General features: G+C 42.2%; 15 protein-coding genes. 3 read left to right on the top strand and 12 right to left on the bottom strand.

Annotated elements, in window-relative coordinates; all coding sequences use genetic code 11:
* The first annotated feature begins 50 nt into the window (after nucleotides 1-50).
* Nucleotides 51-1,247 (top strand): tetratricopeptide repeat protein, encoded by a 1,197-nt coding sequence (locus tag N6H18_RS14595; protein ID WP_262309017.1) that lies wholly within the window; start codon nucleotides 51-53, stop codon nucleotides 1,245-1,247.
* A 77-nt stretch (nucleotides 1,248-1,324) separates the two neighbouring features.
* On the opposite strand, the gene N6H18_RS14590 is transcribed toward N6H18_RS14595, so the two are convergent.
* Entirely contained in the window at nucleotides 1,325-1,876 is a 552-nt protein-coding gene (locus N6H18_RS14590) for a hypothetical protein (RefSeq protein WP_262309016.1), read from the bottom strand.
* Between the two features lie 121 nt (nucleotides 1,877-1,997).
* Nucleotides 1,998-2,342 (bottom strand): HopJ type III effector protein, encoded by a 345-nt coding sequence (locus N6H18_RS14585; protein ID WP_262309015.1) that lies wholly within the window; start codon nucleotides 2,340-2,342, stop codon nucleotides 1,998-2,000.
* Nucleotides 2,343-2,582: 240 nt separating this feature from the next.
* On the opposite strand from N6H18_RS14585, the gene N6H18_RS14580 reads away from it, so the two are divergent.
* Entirely contained in the window at nucleotides 2,583-3,146 is a 564-nt protein-coding gene (locus tag N6H18_RS14580) for a TetR/AcrR family transcriptional regulator (RefSeq protein ID WP_262309014.1), read from the top strand.
* Nucleotides 3,147-3,214: 68 nt separating this feature from the next.
* Nucleotides 3,215-3,772: a carboxymuconolactone decarboxylase family protein gene (locus N6H18_RS14575; protein WP_262309013.1), complete on the top strand. Its 558-nt coding sequence runs from the start codon at nucleotides 3,215-3,217 to the stop codon at nucleotides 3,770-3,772.
* 179 nt (nucleotides 3,773-3,951) lie between these two features.
* Here N6H18_RS14575 and pgl read toward each other — a convergent pair whose 3' ends face one another.
* The 10 genes from pgl to N6H18_RS14525 form a co-directional block, all read right to left on the bottom strand.
* Nucleotides 3,952-4,692 carry a 6-phosphogluconolactonase gene (pgl, locus tag N6H18_RS14570; protein WP_262309012.1) on the bottom strand — a complete coding sequence of 247 codons (741 nt, stop codon included), beginning with the start codon at nucleotides 4,690-4,692 and terminating at the stop codon, nucleotides 3,952-3,954.
* Nucleotides 4,679-6,202, bottom strand: coding sequence for a glucose-6-phosphate dehydrogenase (gene zwf / locus N6H18_RS14565; RefSeq protein ID WP_262309011.1), 1,524 nt, complete (start codon nucleotides 6,200-6,202; stop codon nucleotides 4,679-4,681). Before zwf ends, pgl begins: the two co-directional genes overlap by 14 nt.
* A gap of 28 nt (nucleotides 6,203-6,230) precedes the next feature.
* Nucleotides 6,231-7,646: an NADP-dependent phosphogluconate dehydrogenase gene (gene gndA, locus N6H18_RS14560; RefSeq protein ID WP_262309010.1), complete on the bottom strand. Its 1,416-nt coding sequence runs from the start codon at nucleotides 7,644-7,646 to the stop codon at nucleotides 6,231-6,233.
* Between the two features lie 67 nt (nucleotides 7,647-7,713).
* Complete coding sequence (locus N6H18_RS14555; RefSeq protein ID WP_262309009.1) at nucleotides 7,714-8,157, bottom strand: RpiB/LacA/LacB family sugar-phosphate isomerase; 444 nt, start codon at nucleotides 8,155-8,157, stop codon at nucleotides 7,714-7,716.
* Nucleotides 8,158-8,212: 55 nt separating this feature from the next.
* Nucleotides 8,213-8,947 (bottom strand): ROK family protein, encoded by a 735-nt coding sequence (locus tag N6H18_RS14550; RefSeq protein ID WP_262309008.1) that lies wholly within the window; start codon nucleotides 8,945-8,947, stop codon nucleotides 8,213-8,215.
* A 198-nt stretch (nucleotides 8,948-9,145) separates the two neighbouring features.
* Nucleotides 9,146-12,304: a choice-of-anchor Q domain-containing protein gene (locus tag N6H18_RS14545; protein WP_262309007.1), complete on the bottom strand. Its 3,159-nt coding sequence runs from the start codon at nucleotides 12,302-12,304 to the stop codon at nucleotides 9,146-9,148.
* Between the two features lie 125 nt (nucleotides 12,305-12,429).
* The gene (locus N6H18_RS14540) at nucleotides 12,430-13,818 is read right to left on the bottom strand and encodes a LuxR C-terminal-related transcriptional regulator (RefSeq protein ID WP_262309006.1); all 1,389 of its coding nucleotides are present in this window, start codon (nucleotides 13,816-13,818) and stop codon (nucleotides 12,430-12,432) included.
* Nucleotides 13,819-13,971: 153 nt separating this feature from the next.
* Nucleotides 13,972-14,622, bottom strand: coding sequence for a response regulator transcription factor (locus N6H18_RS14535; protein WP_262309005.1), 651 nt, complete (start codon nucleotides 14,620-14,622; stop codon nucleotides 13,972-13,974).
* On the bottom strand, nucleotides 14,619-14,804 hold the full coding sequence (locus N6H18_RS14530; RefSeq protein WP_262309004.1) for a sensor histidine kinase: 186 nt from the start codon (nucleotides 14,802-14,804) through the stop codon (nucleotides 14,619-14,621). Before N6H18_RS14530 ends, N6H18_RS14535 begins: the two co-directional genes overlap by 4 nt.
* 112 nt (nucleotides 14,805-14,916) lie before the next feature.
* On the bottom strand, nucleotides 14,917-15,927 hold the full coding sequence (locus N6H18_RS14525; RefSeq protein ID WP_262309003.1) for a spondin domain-containing protein: 1,011 nt from the start codon (nucleotides 15,925-15,927) through the stop codon (nucleotides 14,917-14,919).
* Nucleotide 15,928: the final 1 nt, after the last annotated feature.

The following is a 15,928-nucleotide window of genomic DNA, read 5'->3' as shown; positions in this document are numbered from 1 at the left end:
AACTAGATACAGGATTGATAAAGTCCCTATTACGCAAACAATTGTACGTTATGAACACTAAAAAATTATTCGTATTTGTGATTGCACTCATGATGAGTGTTGCATCTTTCGCACAAAAGGGATCTGTGACCAAAGCAGACGCTTATTTGGCAAAGAATGATTTGGTTTCTGCAAAAGCAGAAATCGATGTTGCTATTACCATTGAAAAAAATGCAACCAAATCAAAAACTTGGTTCAGTAGAGGTAAAATATACCAGGCGATCGCAACGAGCGAAGATGAATCTACCAAAGCAATCGACCCACAAGCATTGACCAAAGCAGTAGAAGCATACAACAAAGTTTTGTCTATGGACAAAGAGACTAGTTCTTATGCCTTGATTTCTACTACCAATTTGGATCAAATGTGGGGAACTTTTCTCAATGCTGGAGGTACAGCATATGGAGAGGAAGATTACAACATGGCATTGAACCAATTTGAAAAAGCATTAGTTGTCAAAGAAAATGATTCTACAACATTGTTTTATTCAGGAGTGGCCGCACAGCAAAGTGGTAAGGTTGACAAAACTTTGATGTATTACTACAAAATGATGGACTTGGGCATTGCCAATGAAGACATCTACTCTACCGTAATCTACTACGAAAGACAAGCGGAGAATTCAGAGAAAGCACTAGAAGTAACTAGAGCAGCGAAAGAAAAATTCCCTAAAGACAGCAGATTTGGTCAAGAAGAAATCAGTTTACTTTTGGCAATGGACAAATTGGACGAAGCAAAGTCTCAATTAGAAAAGGCCATTGCAGCTGATCCAACCAATGTGAACTTGCATTTGAATCTAGGTGTATTGTATGACAACCTAGGAGCGTCTCTAGCTAGTGCTAACAAGAAAGAAGAGGCGAGAGCAAGTTTTGACAAAGCAAAAGAGAGTTATTTGAACGCGTTGAAAATAGACCCAGATAACTACATTGCCAACTTCAACGCAGGTGTAATCTACGTGAATTTAGCGAAGGAATACTATGACGAAGTAAGAGACATGGATTACAAAAGCTATCAAAAATATGGCGAAGCAAAAACCAAAAAAGCTGACGTAATCTTGAAGCAAGGTCTCCCATACATGGAAAAAGCCATCAGCATCAAACCAGATGATGTAGACGGATTGAAAGCATTGCAGCAGATGTACACACAGTTGAAAATGAACGACAAAGCAGAAGCTATCTATGATAGAGTAGAAGCTTTGGAAGGAGCTGAATAAACAACATCTTTGAGAAATGAAAAAGCCTGACGCTAATCTAGTGTCAGGCTTTTTTGATGTGCAAAATGTATAAAGATCTATAAATCAGGTCTATTGAGGTAATCTGCTGTAGTCAATTGAATAGGAGGTAGATTGAAATATTCCTTGACCTGATCGTAATCCGTATAATCCAAGGTCGATCGTCCATTGGCAAACTGTGCTGGAAGCACAACCACCCTAGCGATCCAGTTATCTGTCCAGTCTGCCCCCAAGCCATTGAGATCCACAGTACCATCTAAGAAAACACTTGCATCGTATTTGGTGAAATCATAGTTGTAACTGAGGATGCCATCGTCGAAATACAGTGTTTGTGGAAGTGCTCTCCAAATTTCTGTACCATCATCCTGTATTTCCCATAGCAAATACACTACCATCACATCAGAATCGAGCATGGTAAAGTCATCTGGTAAGGACAGCAGGGCAGCGTAATCTGGAGCTACGAAGTTAACTGTGTATTCAAAGGTGTAACCTTCCAATCCATCCTGTCCATCTTCACCCGCCGGGCCTACAGGGCCAGATGGGCCCTCACAGGCAAATAAGAATAAGATAGACAAGGCCGGCAGGTACTTGAGTAGATTTATTTTTTTCATAGTGATTGAAGTTTATTTATGAAGCAGGATGCATAAAAATAGTGCCAGACATCGCTACTGGGCTTAATAAGCTAGGTGTCAGGTGGTGCAATGTATGTTAGCCCTAGATTAAAAGGGTCTGCTAAGACTTGACCAAAGCCACACTCTCGAAACGAATGCCATTCCAGCCATGTTGCATGAAGTTGCGAATGTTTTGGTGATCTCTACCCTCTGGGTTGCCAAGAACGTCCTTTCTATAATAATCTCCGAAGCATTGTAATGTTTCATCCACTGTCAAGCTGTGTTCTTGGGCAAAAGCTAACACTTTGCAAGAACCAGCGTTTTGTCCTGCCTCATTCGTGAGTTGACCATTATGAAATGTGGTCGGTACAAAGGTATAGTTCTTCTCGATTACGAGCATGGTGTCTTCAAAAGTAACTAACGTAGGGGATTCTTTCAGCTTGCTGATAAATGTAGTTATATCCATTATAGATGTTCTTTTTGTGAATCAAAGAGTAAATTTATAATCTATTGATGGAAAGAGGTCAATAGACACAAACTATCTAAATACCTGAGTTCGATTCTTACGTGAGCTCATGATATACAGTTTTGATGTAAGTTTAATTATTGAAAAAGTGGATTGCTAATAGTTTATAGAGATGAAATTATTTTGTTTCTTTACAATATCTAAACCATCGTTTAGTTTTAACGTATTTAGTTCACAACAATGGCAAGGAAAAAGGAATATATAGAAGAAGAGGTGATTGATAAAGCCATGAACTTATTTTGGCGACATGGGTATGAAATGACATCCATGGCAATGCTAGAAAAGGAAATGGGTATCAACAAGTTTTCAATCTATGCGGGCTTTGGCAACAAGGATGGGCTTTTTTTGGAAAGCATCAAACTGTACAAATCCAAATTGAATGTCATCCTAGAGAAGTTGAAAAGCTCATCAGCGGGCGTATCTGCAATCAAGCAATATTTTTATGACTTTCTTACTTTTTCAAGAGGTCAAGGCTGTGGCAAAGGATGTCTTATATCCAATACGGCTAATGAATTTGGTCCTGATACTAACCCTGTGCTACAGGTTCAGATGACCAAATTTACTTTGGAAGTCAGACAATTATTTGCGGATGCACTGAGTCAAGATGAAAGTAAGGATCCCAGTATTGTAGAGCAACAAGCAGACTATCTGATTATCTCTATGTTTGGTTTGTCGTCTGCTTCTAGGATATTTTCTGATAGACAGATTGATCATTATATAGACAACATCTTCCAAAGTCTATGATTTTTATTATCCTTATTCTAAACGAATGTTTAGTTACACCGTTGAACTAATAAACAAACAACACTATTATGAGTACATTAACAATTCACACCGTAGAATCGGCACCCAAAGAAAGCAAAGCATTGCTAGAGAAATCACAAAAGAATAACGGGTTCCTTCCCAATTTGCATGGTGTTTTAGCAGAGTCACCAGGTCTATTAGAAGCATATCAGACACTTCACAGTCTTTTTTCACAATCATCCTTTAACAAGGAAGAATTGACCGTCGTTTGGCAGACAATCAATGTCGAACATGAGTGTCACTATTGTGTACCTGCCCATACAGCGATTGCACATAGCATGAAGGTTGATGAAGCGATTACAGAGGCTTTAAGAAACAAGACAGAATTACCTACTGCCAAATTGCAAGCATTACATGAGATGACATTATCCATAGTACGTAACCGAGGACAGGTGAGTGAGGATCAATTGGAAGCATTTTATGCGGCTGGTTACAATCAAAGACACCTATTGGAAATCATTTTGGGACTATCCCAAAAAGTAATTAGTAATTATACAAATCATATTGCAGAAACACCATTAGATGCTGGATTTGAGAAGTTTAAATGGGAAGCTGCTGCTGTATAATTCATTTGACTTGATCAACACAACAATGACAGTTGTGTTGATCTTTAATTTACTCCCACGAGTAGGGAGTAGTTGTCAATCCTACTATTCCAAGAGTTAAAAAAAATTACAGCTCTTACTTGAAGACAAGAGTGAACTACAAAGAGACAAAGGAAATCTTATTTAGTCTGATAATTAGCTTATTCTACCAATCTTGCGGCATCCTGATCTAGGAACCAATGGAGAACACCATGGTCTGGCTGAATCAGTTGCGCTGGGTATTTGTCTATATCGAGCGTATCGGACATGGCAGACTGGATCGCTTCGGCTTTGCCTGCACCGAAGATCAAGAAAGCAATATGATTTGCCTGATTGATGATCGGAGCGGTCAGTGTGATGCGGTTCATTTTTACTTCATTTATGTATTCTGCCTTGACCCAAGCCTTTTGCTCATGGAGCAGTTGGGTATAAGGAAACAATGAAGCTGTATGTACATTGTCACCCAACCCTAAAAGTATGATATCAAAGTGAGGAGTCTTTGTGCCAAAGTAAGCCTCCAAATCCTGTTGGTAGCAGAGAGCGGCCTCTTCAGGTGTCTGTGCTGTGTCCATCGCATAGATGTGGTCCGTAGCGATCTGCAAGGGATCAAAAAGGGCAGTTTTAGCCATTAAGTAATTGCTCTGCACATCTGTAAGGGGCACGTAGCGCTCATCTCCGAAAAAGAAGAAGACCTTGTTCCATTCGACTTGATCACGATAGGCATCAGAAGCCAGTAATTCATAGAGACGTTTGGGAGAACTTCCTCCCGATAGCACCAGAGAGAAACGGCCTTCTCTGGTGATAGCTTGCTTTGACTCTGCCACGATGAAGTCTGCCAGAGATGAGAGGAGAGTATCCTGCTGTTCGAATATGTGTAGTTGCTGTTCGTTATTTCTTTTCATTTTTCAAGGGTAAAGTAAACCAATGGAATCCATCTTTGGCTATGAGTGCCTCGGCCAGTTCGGGACCCCAAGAGTCTGCAGGATAGTTTGGAAAGTTGAGGCTTTTCTTGGCTGCCCATGCAGACAAGATCGGCATGAGTAGTTCCCACGCAGCTTCGACCTGATCACCTCGCATGAAGAGAGTCTGATCACCCATCATTACTTCGAGCAGTAGTGTCTCGTAGGCTTCTGGTGCTTTGCTTTTGTAAGTACCACTGTAGTCAAAGACCAAGTCCACAGGATTGAGCATCATGTCCAAGCCAGGTCTCTTGGCCTGTACCTCTAGTCTAATACTCATCTCTGGTTGGATGCTGATGATGAGGCGATTTTGTTGCCACGCATCCAGTGCCTCGTCTGGGAAGATCAAATGCGGTACGTCTTTGAATTGGATGGAAATCACTGAGCCTGACTTGTGCATGCGTTTGCCAGTACGCAGGTAGAATGGGACGTCTTTCCATCTCCAGTTGTCGATGAAAAACTTAATTGCAGCAAAGGTCTCCGTATTCGAGTCGGCTGATACGCCGTTTTCCTCACGGTATCCAGGTACTTCTTTGCCTTCCATCCACCCGCTGCCATACTGTCCACGGACTGCACTTCTCTTGATATCCTCAGATGAGAATTTGCGCATGGCTTTGAGTACATCCACTTTCCGATCTCTGACCTCATCAGCTTGCAAACTGACGGGGGGCTCCATGGCAATAAAGCACAAGAGCTGGAGTAGGTGGTTTTGGATCATGTCACGCATGGCGCCAGCCTGATCATAATAGCCTCCACGATCACCCATACCCAAATCTTCGGATACAGAAATCTGTACATGCTCGATGTAGTTGCGATTCCAAAGTGGTTCGAGGATGGAGTTGGCAAAACGGAATGCCAATATGTTTTGAACAGTCTCTTTGCCTAGGTAGTGGTCAATGCGGTAGATCTGACTCTCTGAGAAGAGACTTCCTAGCAGTGAGTTCAGCTCTTTGGCAGATTCATAATCATGCCCAAAGGGTTTTTCTATGACGATCCTGGTCTTGGCTGGATCAGTAGAGAAAGTTTGCTTTGCTAGGTTGCTACTGATGGTACTAAAAAAGCGAGGAGCCACAGCCAAATAATTGATGACGGTAGCCTCTGTTTTCCATTCCTTGTTGAAGGCAGCGACACGCTCAGCTTGCTGTTTGTAGGATTTAGGATCAGCTACATCAGACGTCTGGTAGTACAGATTTTGTGCAAAAGCATCCCATTTGGACTTTTCTGTTTTTCCATTTCTTGAAAACTGATCCACATCCTTGTGCAAGTCACTTCTGAATTTCTCGTCTGTTAATTCCGTGCGTCCCATGCCTATGATGGCGAACTGATGTGGTAACCAATCCTCGATGTAGAGGTTGTACAGTGCAGGCATGAGTTTGCGTGCATTTAGGTCGCCAGTACCTCCAAAGATGAAAAATATGGTGGGTGTGGCTTTGGTTAAACCTCTTTTTTTCATGATATCAATTTTGTATTATGTGGATGAATTAGGCGTTTGGATTCCATTGGCTGTGGAATAGTCCCTCTGCATCAATGCGTTCGTAAGTATGTGCTCCAAAGTAATCTCGCTGTGCTTGGATCAAATTGGAAGGCATGCGCTCGCTGCGCAAGACATCAAAGTAGCTCAAGGTAGTCGCGTAAGCTGGGATTGCTATGCCTTTGGCTATACAAGATGATACCACTAGGCGCATGCCTGCGATCGTGCCATCTACTTTTTGTTTGATCCCACTGTCTAGTAGTAAGTGAGGGAGGGTCTTGTTTTTCTTGTATGCCTGATAGATATCCTCTAGAAACTCTGATCTAATGATACAACCTCCTCGCCAGATCAGTGCAATCTGATCCATCTGCAACTCATAGCTGTGCTCTTTGGAAGCTTGAGCTAGCATGTGCATGCCTTGGGAGTAGGTCACCATCATGCTGAAGAACAAGGCTTCTTCCAGTGATTTGATAAATTGTGCTTGGTCAGTATCTAGTTTCATGTCTCCCGCACGGTAGATAGCAGCAGCTTGCGTTCTGATGTCTTTGTATTTGGAGAGGTCACGCATCTCCACAGACGAATCTATGGTAGGGATGGGCAATTGCAAATCCATGGCGATTTGGGACGTCCATTTGCCTGTACCTTTAGACCGAGCTTCATCTTTGATCAGATCCAAAAGCAAGGTGCCACTATCGGCATCCTTGAAGGCAAAGATGTCACGGGTGATTTCGATCAAGAAGGATTTCAACCTGCCTTCGTTCCATTCTTTGAATACTTGATACATTTGTTCGCCTGATAGACCTAGGCCTTTCTGCATGATTTCATAAGTCTCCGCGATGAGCTGCATGATGCCATACTCGATACCATTGTGAACCATCTTGACAAAGTTGCCTGCTGATCCTGGGCCGATGTAGGTCACACAAGGATCGCCATTGACTTTGGCAGCTATGGCCTCAAAGATCGGTCTTACTACTTCATAAGCCTTCGGGTCACCACCCGGCATCATACTTGGACCCTTTCTGGCACCTTCTTCACCACCAGAGACACCCATTCCGAAAAAGTGGAGTCCTTTGGCTTTCAATTCTAAGAATCTACGATCAGTATCTGTATAGTAGGAATTGCCTCCATCAATGAGAAGATCTCCTTCATCCAATAGGGGAGCTATCTCAGCAATCACAGCATCCACGGCAGGCCCTGCAGGTACGAGCATCATCACAGCTCTTGGTTTTTGCAGGTTGTCAATGAATTCTTTGGCGGAACTATAACCCTTGGCATTTCCATTGGCTTCTTTTTCTAGGGCGTCCACCTTGTTAGGATCCTTGTCCAGTCCTGATACTTTGAAACCATGGTCGGCCATGTTGAGCAATAGGCTTCTTCCCATGACGCCCAGACCTACCATTCCTAAAACATACTTTTCAGATGACATATATTCTATATTTTGTGTGTATTAAATCGCTCTCTTCTGTGATCTCAAGGGTAAAGTTAAGAGGGTATTATTCTTTTTCTAATTTATTTACCTTTTCCAATCTTCTTTTGTGTCTTTCTGCTCCCGAGAAGCTTGCACCCAAGAAGCGGGTAATAATTTCTTTGGCGAGTTCTTCGCCTACGATTCTCCCACCTAGGCACAGCAAGTTCATGTTGTCGTCTTCCACACCTTGATGGGCTGAGAAGGTATCATGAATCAATGCAGCTCGTACACCTTTTACCTTGTTGACTGCTATGGTAGCACCTACACCACTACCACAGATGGCAATGCCTCGGTCTACTACTTGTGTAGAGACGGCATGTGCCAAAGGAATCACAAAGTCGGGATAATCATCGTCTGAATCCAAAGTAAATGCACCGAAATCTATGATCTCGTGCTGATCCGTCAGGAGGGAAGCAATCACTTGTTTGAGAGGAAAACCTCCGTGATCTGCTGCTATGCCTATTTTCATTGGATATTTGTTATGCGTTTTTTATATCATTAGCGTCAAGCGCTAGGCATTGTTATCAATCATGACTGGAGATGATGCCGTAGTGATCATCAAGTTGCCAGAGTTTTGCTCCGCCTTTTATTCCGTCTTCATTAGTAGCTGATTTTATGTTGTCAGCTAGCTTGAAATTGATTTTCTTGGCATTCCCACCACCTATGTAGAGACGGTCATATTGAAAGACTGTTTCTAAAATAGTCAGGACTTTTTTCAATCTATTGTTCCAGTGTTTGGTACCGACCTTCTTCAACGCCACTTTGCCCAAGTATTCATCATAGGTCTTGCCTGTTTTGATGGGAAGATGGGCTAGCTCCATGTGTGGCAGAAGGTGTCCATTCATGAGTAAGGCAGTTCCAAAACCAGTACCTAAGGTAATGACGATTTCAAATCCCTGACCTTGGACGATTCCCAGTGCCTGCATGTCTGCATCGTTGAGCAGTCTGACAGGTTTGCCCAACCGATCGGACAACTGCTGTGCAAATGGAACCTCAATCCATAGATTGGGTGCCAGGTTGGGAGCGGAGCGTACAATGCCATTTTTTACATAACCTGGAAAACCTACAGAGACTCTGTCATAGGCGGGAAAATCCTTGATCAATGTCAGGATTGCTTTGACCACTTGTTCTGGGCTACTCAACTTGGGCGTTTTGATTTTCTGATACACGGAGATTTGCTCCCCAGCTTGATTCAATACGGTTGCTTTGATTTTTGTACCTCCGATGTCTATGGAGAGGATGCCATCTCTTGCTTTCATCTATACAATTTAGAGTTTGTGAGGACTAGATGCTCTAGAGGGTAAGATAAAAGCAATGTGTTAAATAATCAGAGGAATGAGGAGTAAGAATTTAGTTTGTGCCTTGCGCCATTCAAGTAGCCAATAGATAAAATAAGAAAGGAGGTTGCTGATGGCAACCTCCTTTCTACATTTGTTCGATAAAAACTAGTGATGATTTTATGGTTTAATGATTACTCGCCTAGAAACCACATGATCCGCAGTTTTGAGCATCAGCAAATAAACTCCAGCTACATATTGCTCAACATTGATGGCGAATAGCTGGACATCAATGTTCTCTTTGTAGAAGTATTGTGTTCCTGACAAATTCACGATGCTCAGGGACACATTCATCCCAGCAAAGTTTGATAAATCTATGTTGAGTTCATGGTTGGTAGGATTGGGATACAAACCAAGCTCTGGAATGGCAACTTGGTTATCAACACTTGTCACTACCTCATCTATATCGTCTTCATCCTCAGTATCATCTACATCGGTCACTGTAATTGTCACATCCTGATTCGTTGCATTGATCCCATCACTCGCGATCACAAGTATCACATAGCTATTGTTAGCATCCGCATCCATAGGGTTCTCAAAGTCAGGAGTAGTTTTGAAAGTCACTACACCCGTGCTGGCTACTATATCGAATAGTGCTTCGTCGGTAGCTGAGCCTAAGCTGTAGGTGATTGGGTTTGTATCGGTGGCGGTAGCTGTATAAGCAGTACCCGTTTCGTTTTCTGCAAAGTTTACAGCAGTGGATGAAGTGAATACAGGAGCAGTATAATCACCGTATTCATAGGCTCCCAAATCAATGATTTCAGTATTGTAAAGACGTGCGTTTCCTGCCAAGTCCACATCATTGTCTAGGTCACCACCAGCGTCGGTGTATAAGGTATTGCTTCCTGTGTTTACGGCTATACTGGTACTTTTAAGACTATAGTCCTCATTGGCAGGATCAGTAAAGATGTCCGTATCAGTCAAGTCAGTAGCATCCAGGTTACCATTAGAGGTATCGCTGGTTCCTTTGATTAGGCTGTTCTGAGCTGTGTAATCTCCAGTTACCACATCCCATATGATGCAGTTGTTTAGTGTTAGAGAGGAGTTTTGAGATACACAACTGGGCACTTCCTCACTGCTAACAGAAGCCTCATTACCTACAATAGAAACATTGGTAAGCGTAGGTGCTGATTCATCAACATTGTACATTCCGCTACCATTTTCACTCGCATTGTTGCTTTGAATGGAGACATTCAAAAGTGTAGGAGAAGAACTCTCTTGGTTTGTTATTCCCCCGCCATCTTTGGCTTGGTTGTTTTTTAGAATGACCAATTGAAGAGCTGGTGAAGACATGTAACTAAACATCCCTCCACCAGACTCTGTACAGCTGTTGTTGTGTAGTGTTATATGCTTATAATTGGGCGAAGAGACAGAATTGTAGACTCCTGCACCAGAGCATTTGAATATCTGCTTACCATTGACATATAGATCAGAGTAGGCGTTGGCATAACCTGCAGTAATGCTAAAACCATCTATGCTAGCCGATCCTAAGTCACCAGCGCTCACGAGTACGTTGTAGATGTTGTCAGTAGCATCATCTGCAGTCCCAATATCACCACTCAATATCGTCCCTGCTGTTTCGTCAGAGAAGGGCAGAATGCGTGTGTCTGTCAAATCGATGATGTCATTTGCGGGATCAAATCCGCCGTACAACATGACGTTTTTGACCATCGAGAAACTATTGTCACGGCCTTGGTCAGTCCCAAAGTTAGCACCATCCTCAGGACTGTACAGGGGCTTATAAGTACCTTTGGCCACATATATTTTTAAGGGGGTAGTTGCCCAAGTATCGTCATAGTTTTCCTTTGCTCTGAGCATGGCATCTGCCAATTCTGGAATGGCATTCTCCCAAGAATTTCCACTTTCATCACCACCGCTTACATTTTTGTTGACGTAGAGTATGTTATTCGCATCTGGTGAGATGGATTCTTTAGGTTCTCTCTGAAGCTCATAGGCTCCCATATCAATCACGTCAGTGCTTGACGTGCCGTCATAAAGACGCTGATTGCCCGCTAAATCGAAATCGTTGTTCAAATCACCAACGGCATTGGTATACAAGTCATTGCTACCTGCGTTGATTGCGGGGCTGTTACTTTTCAAAGCATAAACTCCGTTAGCAGGATCGATAAAGATGTCGGTATTAACATAGGCTGTGCCGTCAAGATTGCCATTGCTACCACCAGTTTCACCTTGGATTAAACTATATTGGATATCCGGCAAGGCACTTTCATTATGGATACCGGGATTAGTAGTCGCAGTATTCCCCAAAAGAATGGTGTTATAAAGCTTAGGTTGAGGAGCAGCTTCATTGTATATACCACCGCCATAGCTTGTAGCACCATCAGCCTTGTTTCCGCTAAGGGTCACGTTGGTCAAGCTTGGTGCTGATGAATTGGCATTGTACATGCCTCCACCGTGGGCATTACCAATATCTCCATTCCATAATGCTCCAATTCCTGCGAGTCCACCGTTGCTACTGTTATCCATGAATATTACATTGATCAAACTTGGGGCTGATGTATTACCGCTGTACATGCCTCCACCATATCCATTACCACCATTTCCTCCAGTATAAGGTTCTCCATCCCAATTACCTCCATTTCCACCTTTGGCAGTATTTTTACTGAAGACAACATTGGTTAGAGTCGGGGCACAATCACCAACAATATATATACCCCCTCCATGACCATTGCTACCATTTTGATAACCGCTACCGTTGCTACCGCTGGCAGTATTATCCGTGATGATTAGATTGCGGAGTGTGGGTGAGGCATTCAGAACATAGATTCCTCCTCCTTGTTCAACATTTCCTCCTCCGGTAATCACCAGACCATCCAAAATGTTTGGTGAAGGATCTACTGGTGGATAATTAATGGTGATTACCCTCTGGTTCCCGTTGCTTTTTAGAATAGTAGCATTACTAGCATCATTGGAGAAGTTGCTTAGGTCACGTTCTGCCAATGTAGTTTCGGTACCGGTGAAGCTGCCATATATTTCCATTCCTTCTTTGGGGCTAATAGCGGCAGTAAGCAAGTATTCGCCTTTTTTCACAAAGATGACGTGCCCGTTTGTACTACTGTTGATCGCCGTTTGTAAGTCATTGTGAGCGCTGGCCCAAGAGCTGCCATCACCTCCGCTGCTTGCATTGACATCTACATACCTGTTGGCTGTAGTCTGGGCATAGGATACTGAGACCATCGACAGGATGGCGAGCATCAAGAGAAAACGACGTAGGTTATCAAAGAACTTAATTTTACACAGGGTGGAGTGTTTGTACATTGTGACCATTGAAATTTGCTGTTTGTTTAATTATAAAGCAAGCTACCGCAATGGCTAGGTCAACGTCAAAAAAGGAGCGGGTGGTTTTTCCCACCCAACAGGGTAAGCGATTTATTATGAGTGACTTAAATTTCAGTCATTGCTGTAGGCGTGTCAGTGGGATGCATGAGTTTGTCTCCTGCTTCCTTTCGATTATTTACATCCAATTTTTCAAAGATGTTTCGGATATGGTACTTCACTGTATTCTGACTGATGAAGTGTTTCTCTGCGATTTCTTTATTGGTGCTCCCATCTGCAATGTCTTGGAGGATTTCTATTTCCTTGAGCGTAAATCGGTAGCGCTTGATTAGTTCCAAAGTTTGCGCTTCCTTTTCATTAGGTCTTTCGTGGAGCTTAGTCAGTTGGGTAGTGTAATCCACGATTTTTTGTCTCATTTCTTGGTTTTTCAAGGATATTTTTTTGGACTGATGCATGATGGCGTAAGTGAATATGGCCATCTCAAAGACAGAACCAACTTTGTACCATACAAAGGATACATTCATAAAGTGCAGACCGAAGTAGGGACTCAAATAGTAACCATGAGCGACAAATAGCGGTAGACCATAGGCCAAGGAAAACCAGCCAGACTCCAAGGATTTGGTTTTCCTCCATAGTAAAAATCCGGATAACCAGAATATGTCTAAAGCCATGAGTATGACTAACTCTGTAGACACATAGAACCAAAAACTCCCTTTTGTGAGGAGTACTCCGACATTGAGCAACTGGGAGAGGATGACTAGACCTATCCCAAAGCGATACAATCGTGGATAGTGTCGATTGATCCGAAGGTAACTGTCGATACAAAAGATGCAGGTGATCACCAACACACTGTTGAGGGTGGGTTCTAGGTATTCGTTGATGCCTACTGGTCCCAATAGCAATGCAAAGATTCCATCCTTGTACACCGAGTTGATGGACATACCAATAGGCATGAATAGGTATTGTATGAAGCCCTTGTTGCCGAAACTGAAAAAGGAGAATAGATTGATAAATATTACACTAATAACCACTCCGTAATAGATGCCCATGCTTAGGAATTCATATTGTTCGGCACTGTAATACGCTGCTGATTTCTCGACACTCAAAGGGACACGCGCCTCTAGGCGACAATTGACCCTGAGATAGTAAGAGGTAGTGCTAGGGGAGGCCCTCACCAAAAAACTCAAATAGCGTGTATTTGCTACAGGTGCGATCTCATTTTCCCCTTGATAGAGTGACGCTCGGGTGATATGGGATTCGGGGATGGTAATCACATAGGTGTCGGATGATGCTGGTATCTCTATTTTAAACCAGTAAATGCCGTTGTTGGTACCTTCGTAGATCGGTTCTGTATAGTTAATCCATTGTTTATCTTCCAGCTGTTTGACTTCATGGAGCGTGGTGTCTATATGAAGGTACTGTATCGTCTGAGCCACAGCCGCATTCATTCCCAAAGGGATAAAAAACAAGATCAAAAAGAGTGATTTGAATGACATAGCTGTGATGACTCTATAAATTACTACATGTTTATTTGCTTAATCATGGAGCTAATACAAAGACATTTTAAAAATAATTGGAGTCCAGATTTGACAATTATGTTTTTACCCAACCTTAGTTCGATGTAGCAATTAACATCTGTTCAAGGACAATCACAAGTTCATAATAACGGATTTCTGTTCGCAGGCCCAAAGTGATAACGCATGAGCTTGACCTGAAAGTCCAATTTTCGAAATGATGTTGCTTCTGTGCTTTTCGATGGTGCGTTCTGATACGTGTAGCAGATCAGCGATTTGCTGAGAGCTCTTTGCGCTAGCAATTAGCTTGAGTATTTTCTTTTCAGACGGGGAGAGTGAATTCAATTTTGAGACGTTGGTATTGGCGTTTTCCAGGTTGGTATGGATGATAGACCTACTATAGTAGAATTCACCCCGGAGTACATGTTCGATACATTTGATGATTTCCGTACTGGTGTCTTCTTTCAATAGGTATCCTGAGATATTCAGATTCTTGGCACGTACAATAAACTCAGGTTCTTTGTGATAGGAAAGAATGATGAATTTGGTGTTTAGTCCAGATCGCTGACATTCTTCTGCAATGGCAAAACCCGTGAGATACGGCATGTCAATATCAATGATTCCCAAGTCTGGTCGATGATCAATCATGGTTTGTAGGGCTGAAGTGCCATCCTTTGCAGCTGCCAGTACTTCTAATCCATGCTGATTCAAGGTCGATTCCAAACCTTGGAGCATCATGGGGTGATCGTCTGCGATTACAATACTTACATCTTTTAATTCATTCATTTGGCTGCTTTTGGAATTTCCAAAAATATGGAGGTTACTTGGTTCTTGACAGAGTCAATTATCATTTTTCCATCCAATATCTGGGTTCTTTCTTTGAGTGTTTTCATCCCTAGACTTTTTGAGGATTCGGATTGGGTCGTCAGGTCAAAACCTACCCCATAATCTTTGATCTGAATGGTCACCTTATTTTGATCAAGGCAGAAGCCGTTTGAGCATGTTGGTCAAAGCCTCTTGTATGATTCTAAAGATTTGAAGTTCATTTTCTTTAGCATAGATACCATTTTGGCGAGTGCTTCAATCAATTTCGTTTTCCAATTCTAGTTTCTCTATTCTTTTGAATTTCATAGTCCCCAATGGTGGCACAATACCGCCAGTAGCAAGGGGAGCCTCATTGATCTTAGCTATTGGAACAAAAGGGTTTGTTGCTTCATTGACTGACGTGAAGGTTAATCCACTGTCTGTACCTGAATCATAGCTTTTGACAGTTACAGTTTTGTTGGATAGCCATTTTCCATCTTCATACAACTCTACACCCTCGACTGCAATGAACCAATCAGGACTCGGTGCGATCATGGATACTATGCTAACTTTTGGATGAGACAATTCAATATCAAACTCAAGAACCACATCTACTGGATACATACTGGTACTGTCACTACTCAAAATATATTGAGCACTATCAGCAGTTATCATTTGTTCAATTTCAGATATTAAAGTTGTTTTAGAACCAGTTTCTGCCATTTCTTTGATACCTATTGATGCCAACCTACCTTCCCTAAATAGAACTGTATCTATCGTATGTGTCATTCCAATCAAACCAGAAAAGTGAGCATTGGCAGGAAAATCCTTGGGGTGAGTCTTTTGACTCCATGTGTTTGAAAATGTAACTTCATATCTAGCAGGTTCAGTTTCAGGCAAAGTCATAAACAACAAACTTTCCCCTCCAATTTTGTTTTGATAAACATCTCTTATGGTGTTAGAGATATTTACCCTGTACACGGTGTAATATTCCAAATTCTCAAATGGGATGAACCTAATGGTGAAAGTTTCACTGTCGTACTCTGTTTTTCCAATCACCACACCATTCGAACTGGCCAACGTAATTACATTTTTTAAGCTTGATGGATCTAATTCCTCATCAAAAACTACAGATATAGTTGCATCGAGTGCTATACCTGTACTTTGGTCCGCAGGAAAAGCTTCTGAAATGCTTGGAGAAAGGATATCTCTATCCATATCAGAATCATTACAGGCAGTGACCAACACAAAAGAAATAAGGACTATTAGAACTCGACTATTATTCATG

The organism is Reichenbachiella agarivorans (assembly GCF_025502585.1).
GTDB lineage: Bacteria > Bacteroidota > Bacteroidia > Cytophagales > Cyclobacteriaceae > Reichenbachiella > Reichenbachiella agarivorans.
This window is presented reverse-complemented; position numbering and strand designations above follow the sequence as displayed.

Bases quoted from the DNA above. Each gene is read 5' to 3' on its own strand.
- N6H18_RS14545 (WP_262309007.1), bottom strand. From the start codon at position 12,304: ATGTACAAACACTCCACCCTGTGTAAAATTAAGTTCTTTGATAACCTA.
- N6H18_RS14595 (WP_262309017.1), top strand. From the start codon at position 51: ATGAACACTAAAAAATTATTCGTATTTGTGATTGCACTCATGATGAGT.
- pgl (WP_262309012.1), bottom strand. From the start codon at position 4,692: ATGAAAAGAAATAACGAACAGCAACTACACATATTCGAACAGCAGGAT.
- N6H18_RS14590 (WP_262309016.1), bottom strand. From the start codon at position 1,876: ATGAAAAAAATAAATCTACTCAAGTACCTGCCGGCCTTGTCTATCTTA.
- N6H18_RS14585 (WP_262309015.1), bottom strand. From the start codon at position 2,342: ATGGATATAACTACATTTATCAGCAAGCTGAAAGAATCCCCTACGTTA.
- N6H18_RS14525 (WP_262309003.1), bottom strand. From the start codon at position 15,927: ATGAATAATAGTCGAGTTCTAATAGTCCTTATTTCTTTTGTGTTGGTC.
- N6H18_RS14535 (WP_262309005.1), bottom strand. From the start codon at position 14,622: ATGAATGAATTAAAAGATGTAAGTATTGTAATCGCAGACGATCACCCC.
- N6H18_RS14555 (WP_262309009.1), bottom strand. From the start codon at position 8,157: ATGAAAATAGGCATAGCAGCAGATCACGGAGGTTTTCCTCTCAAACAA.
- N6H18_RS14575 (WP_262309013.1), top strand. From the start codon at position 3,215: ATGAGTACATTAACAATTCACACCGTAGAATCGGCACCCAAAGAAAGC.
- zwf (WP_262309011.1), bottom strand. From the start codon at position 6,202: ATGAAAAAAAGAGGTTTAACCAAAGCCACACCCACCATATTTTTCATC.
- N6H18_RS14540 (WP_262309006.1), bottom strand. From the start codon at position 13,818: ATGTCATTCAAATCACTCTTTTTGATCTTGTTTTTTATCCCTTTGGGA.
- N6H18_RS14550 (WP_262309008.1), bottom strand. From the start codon at position 8,947: ATGAAAGCAAGAGATGGCATCCTCTCCATAGACATCGGAGGTACAAAA.
- N6H18_RS14580 (WP_262309014.1), top strand. From the start codon at position 2,583: ATGGCAAGGAAAAAGGAATATATAGAAGAAGAGGTGATTGATAAAGCC.
- gndA (WP_262309010.1), bottom strand. From the start codon at position 7,646: ATGTCATCTGAAAAGTATGTTTTAGGAATGGTAGGTCTGGGCGTCATG.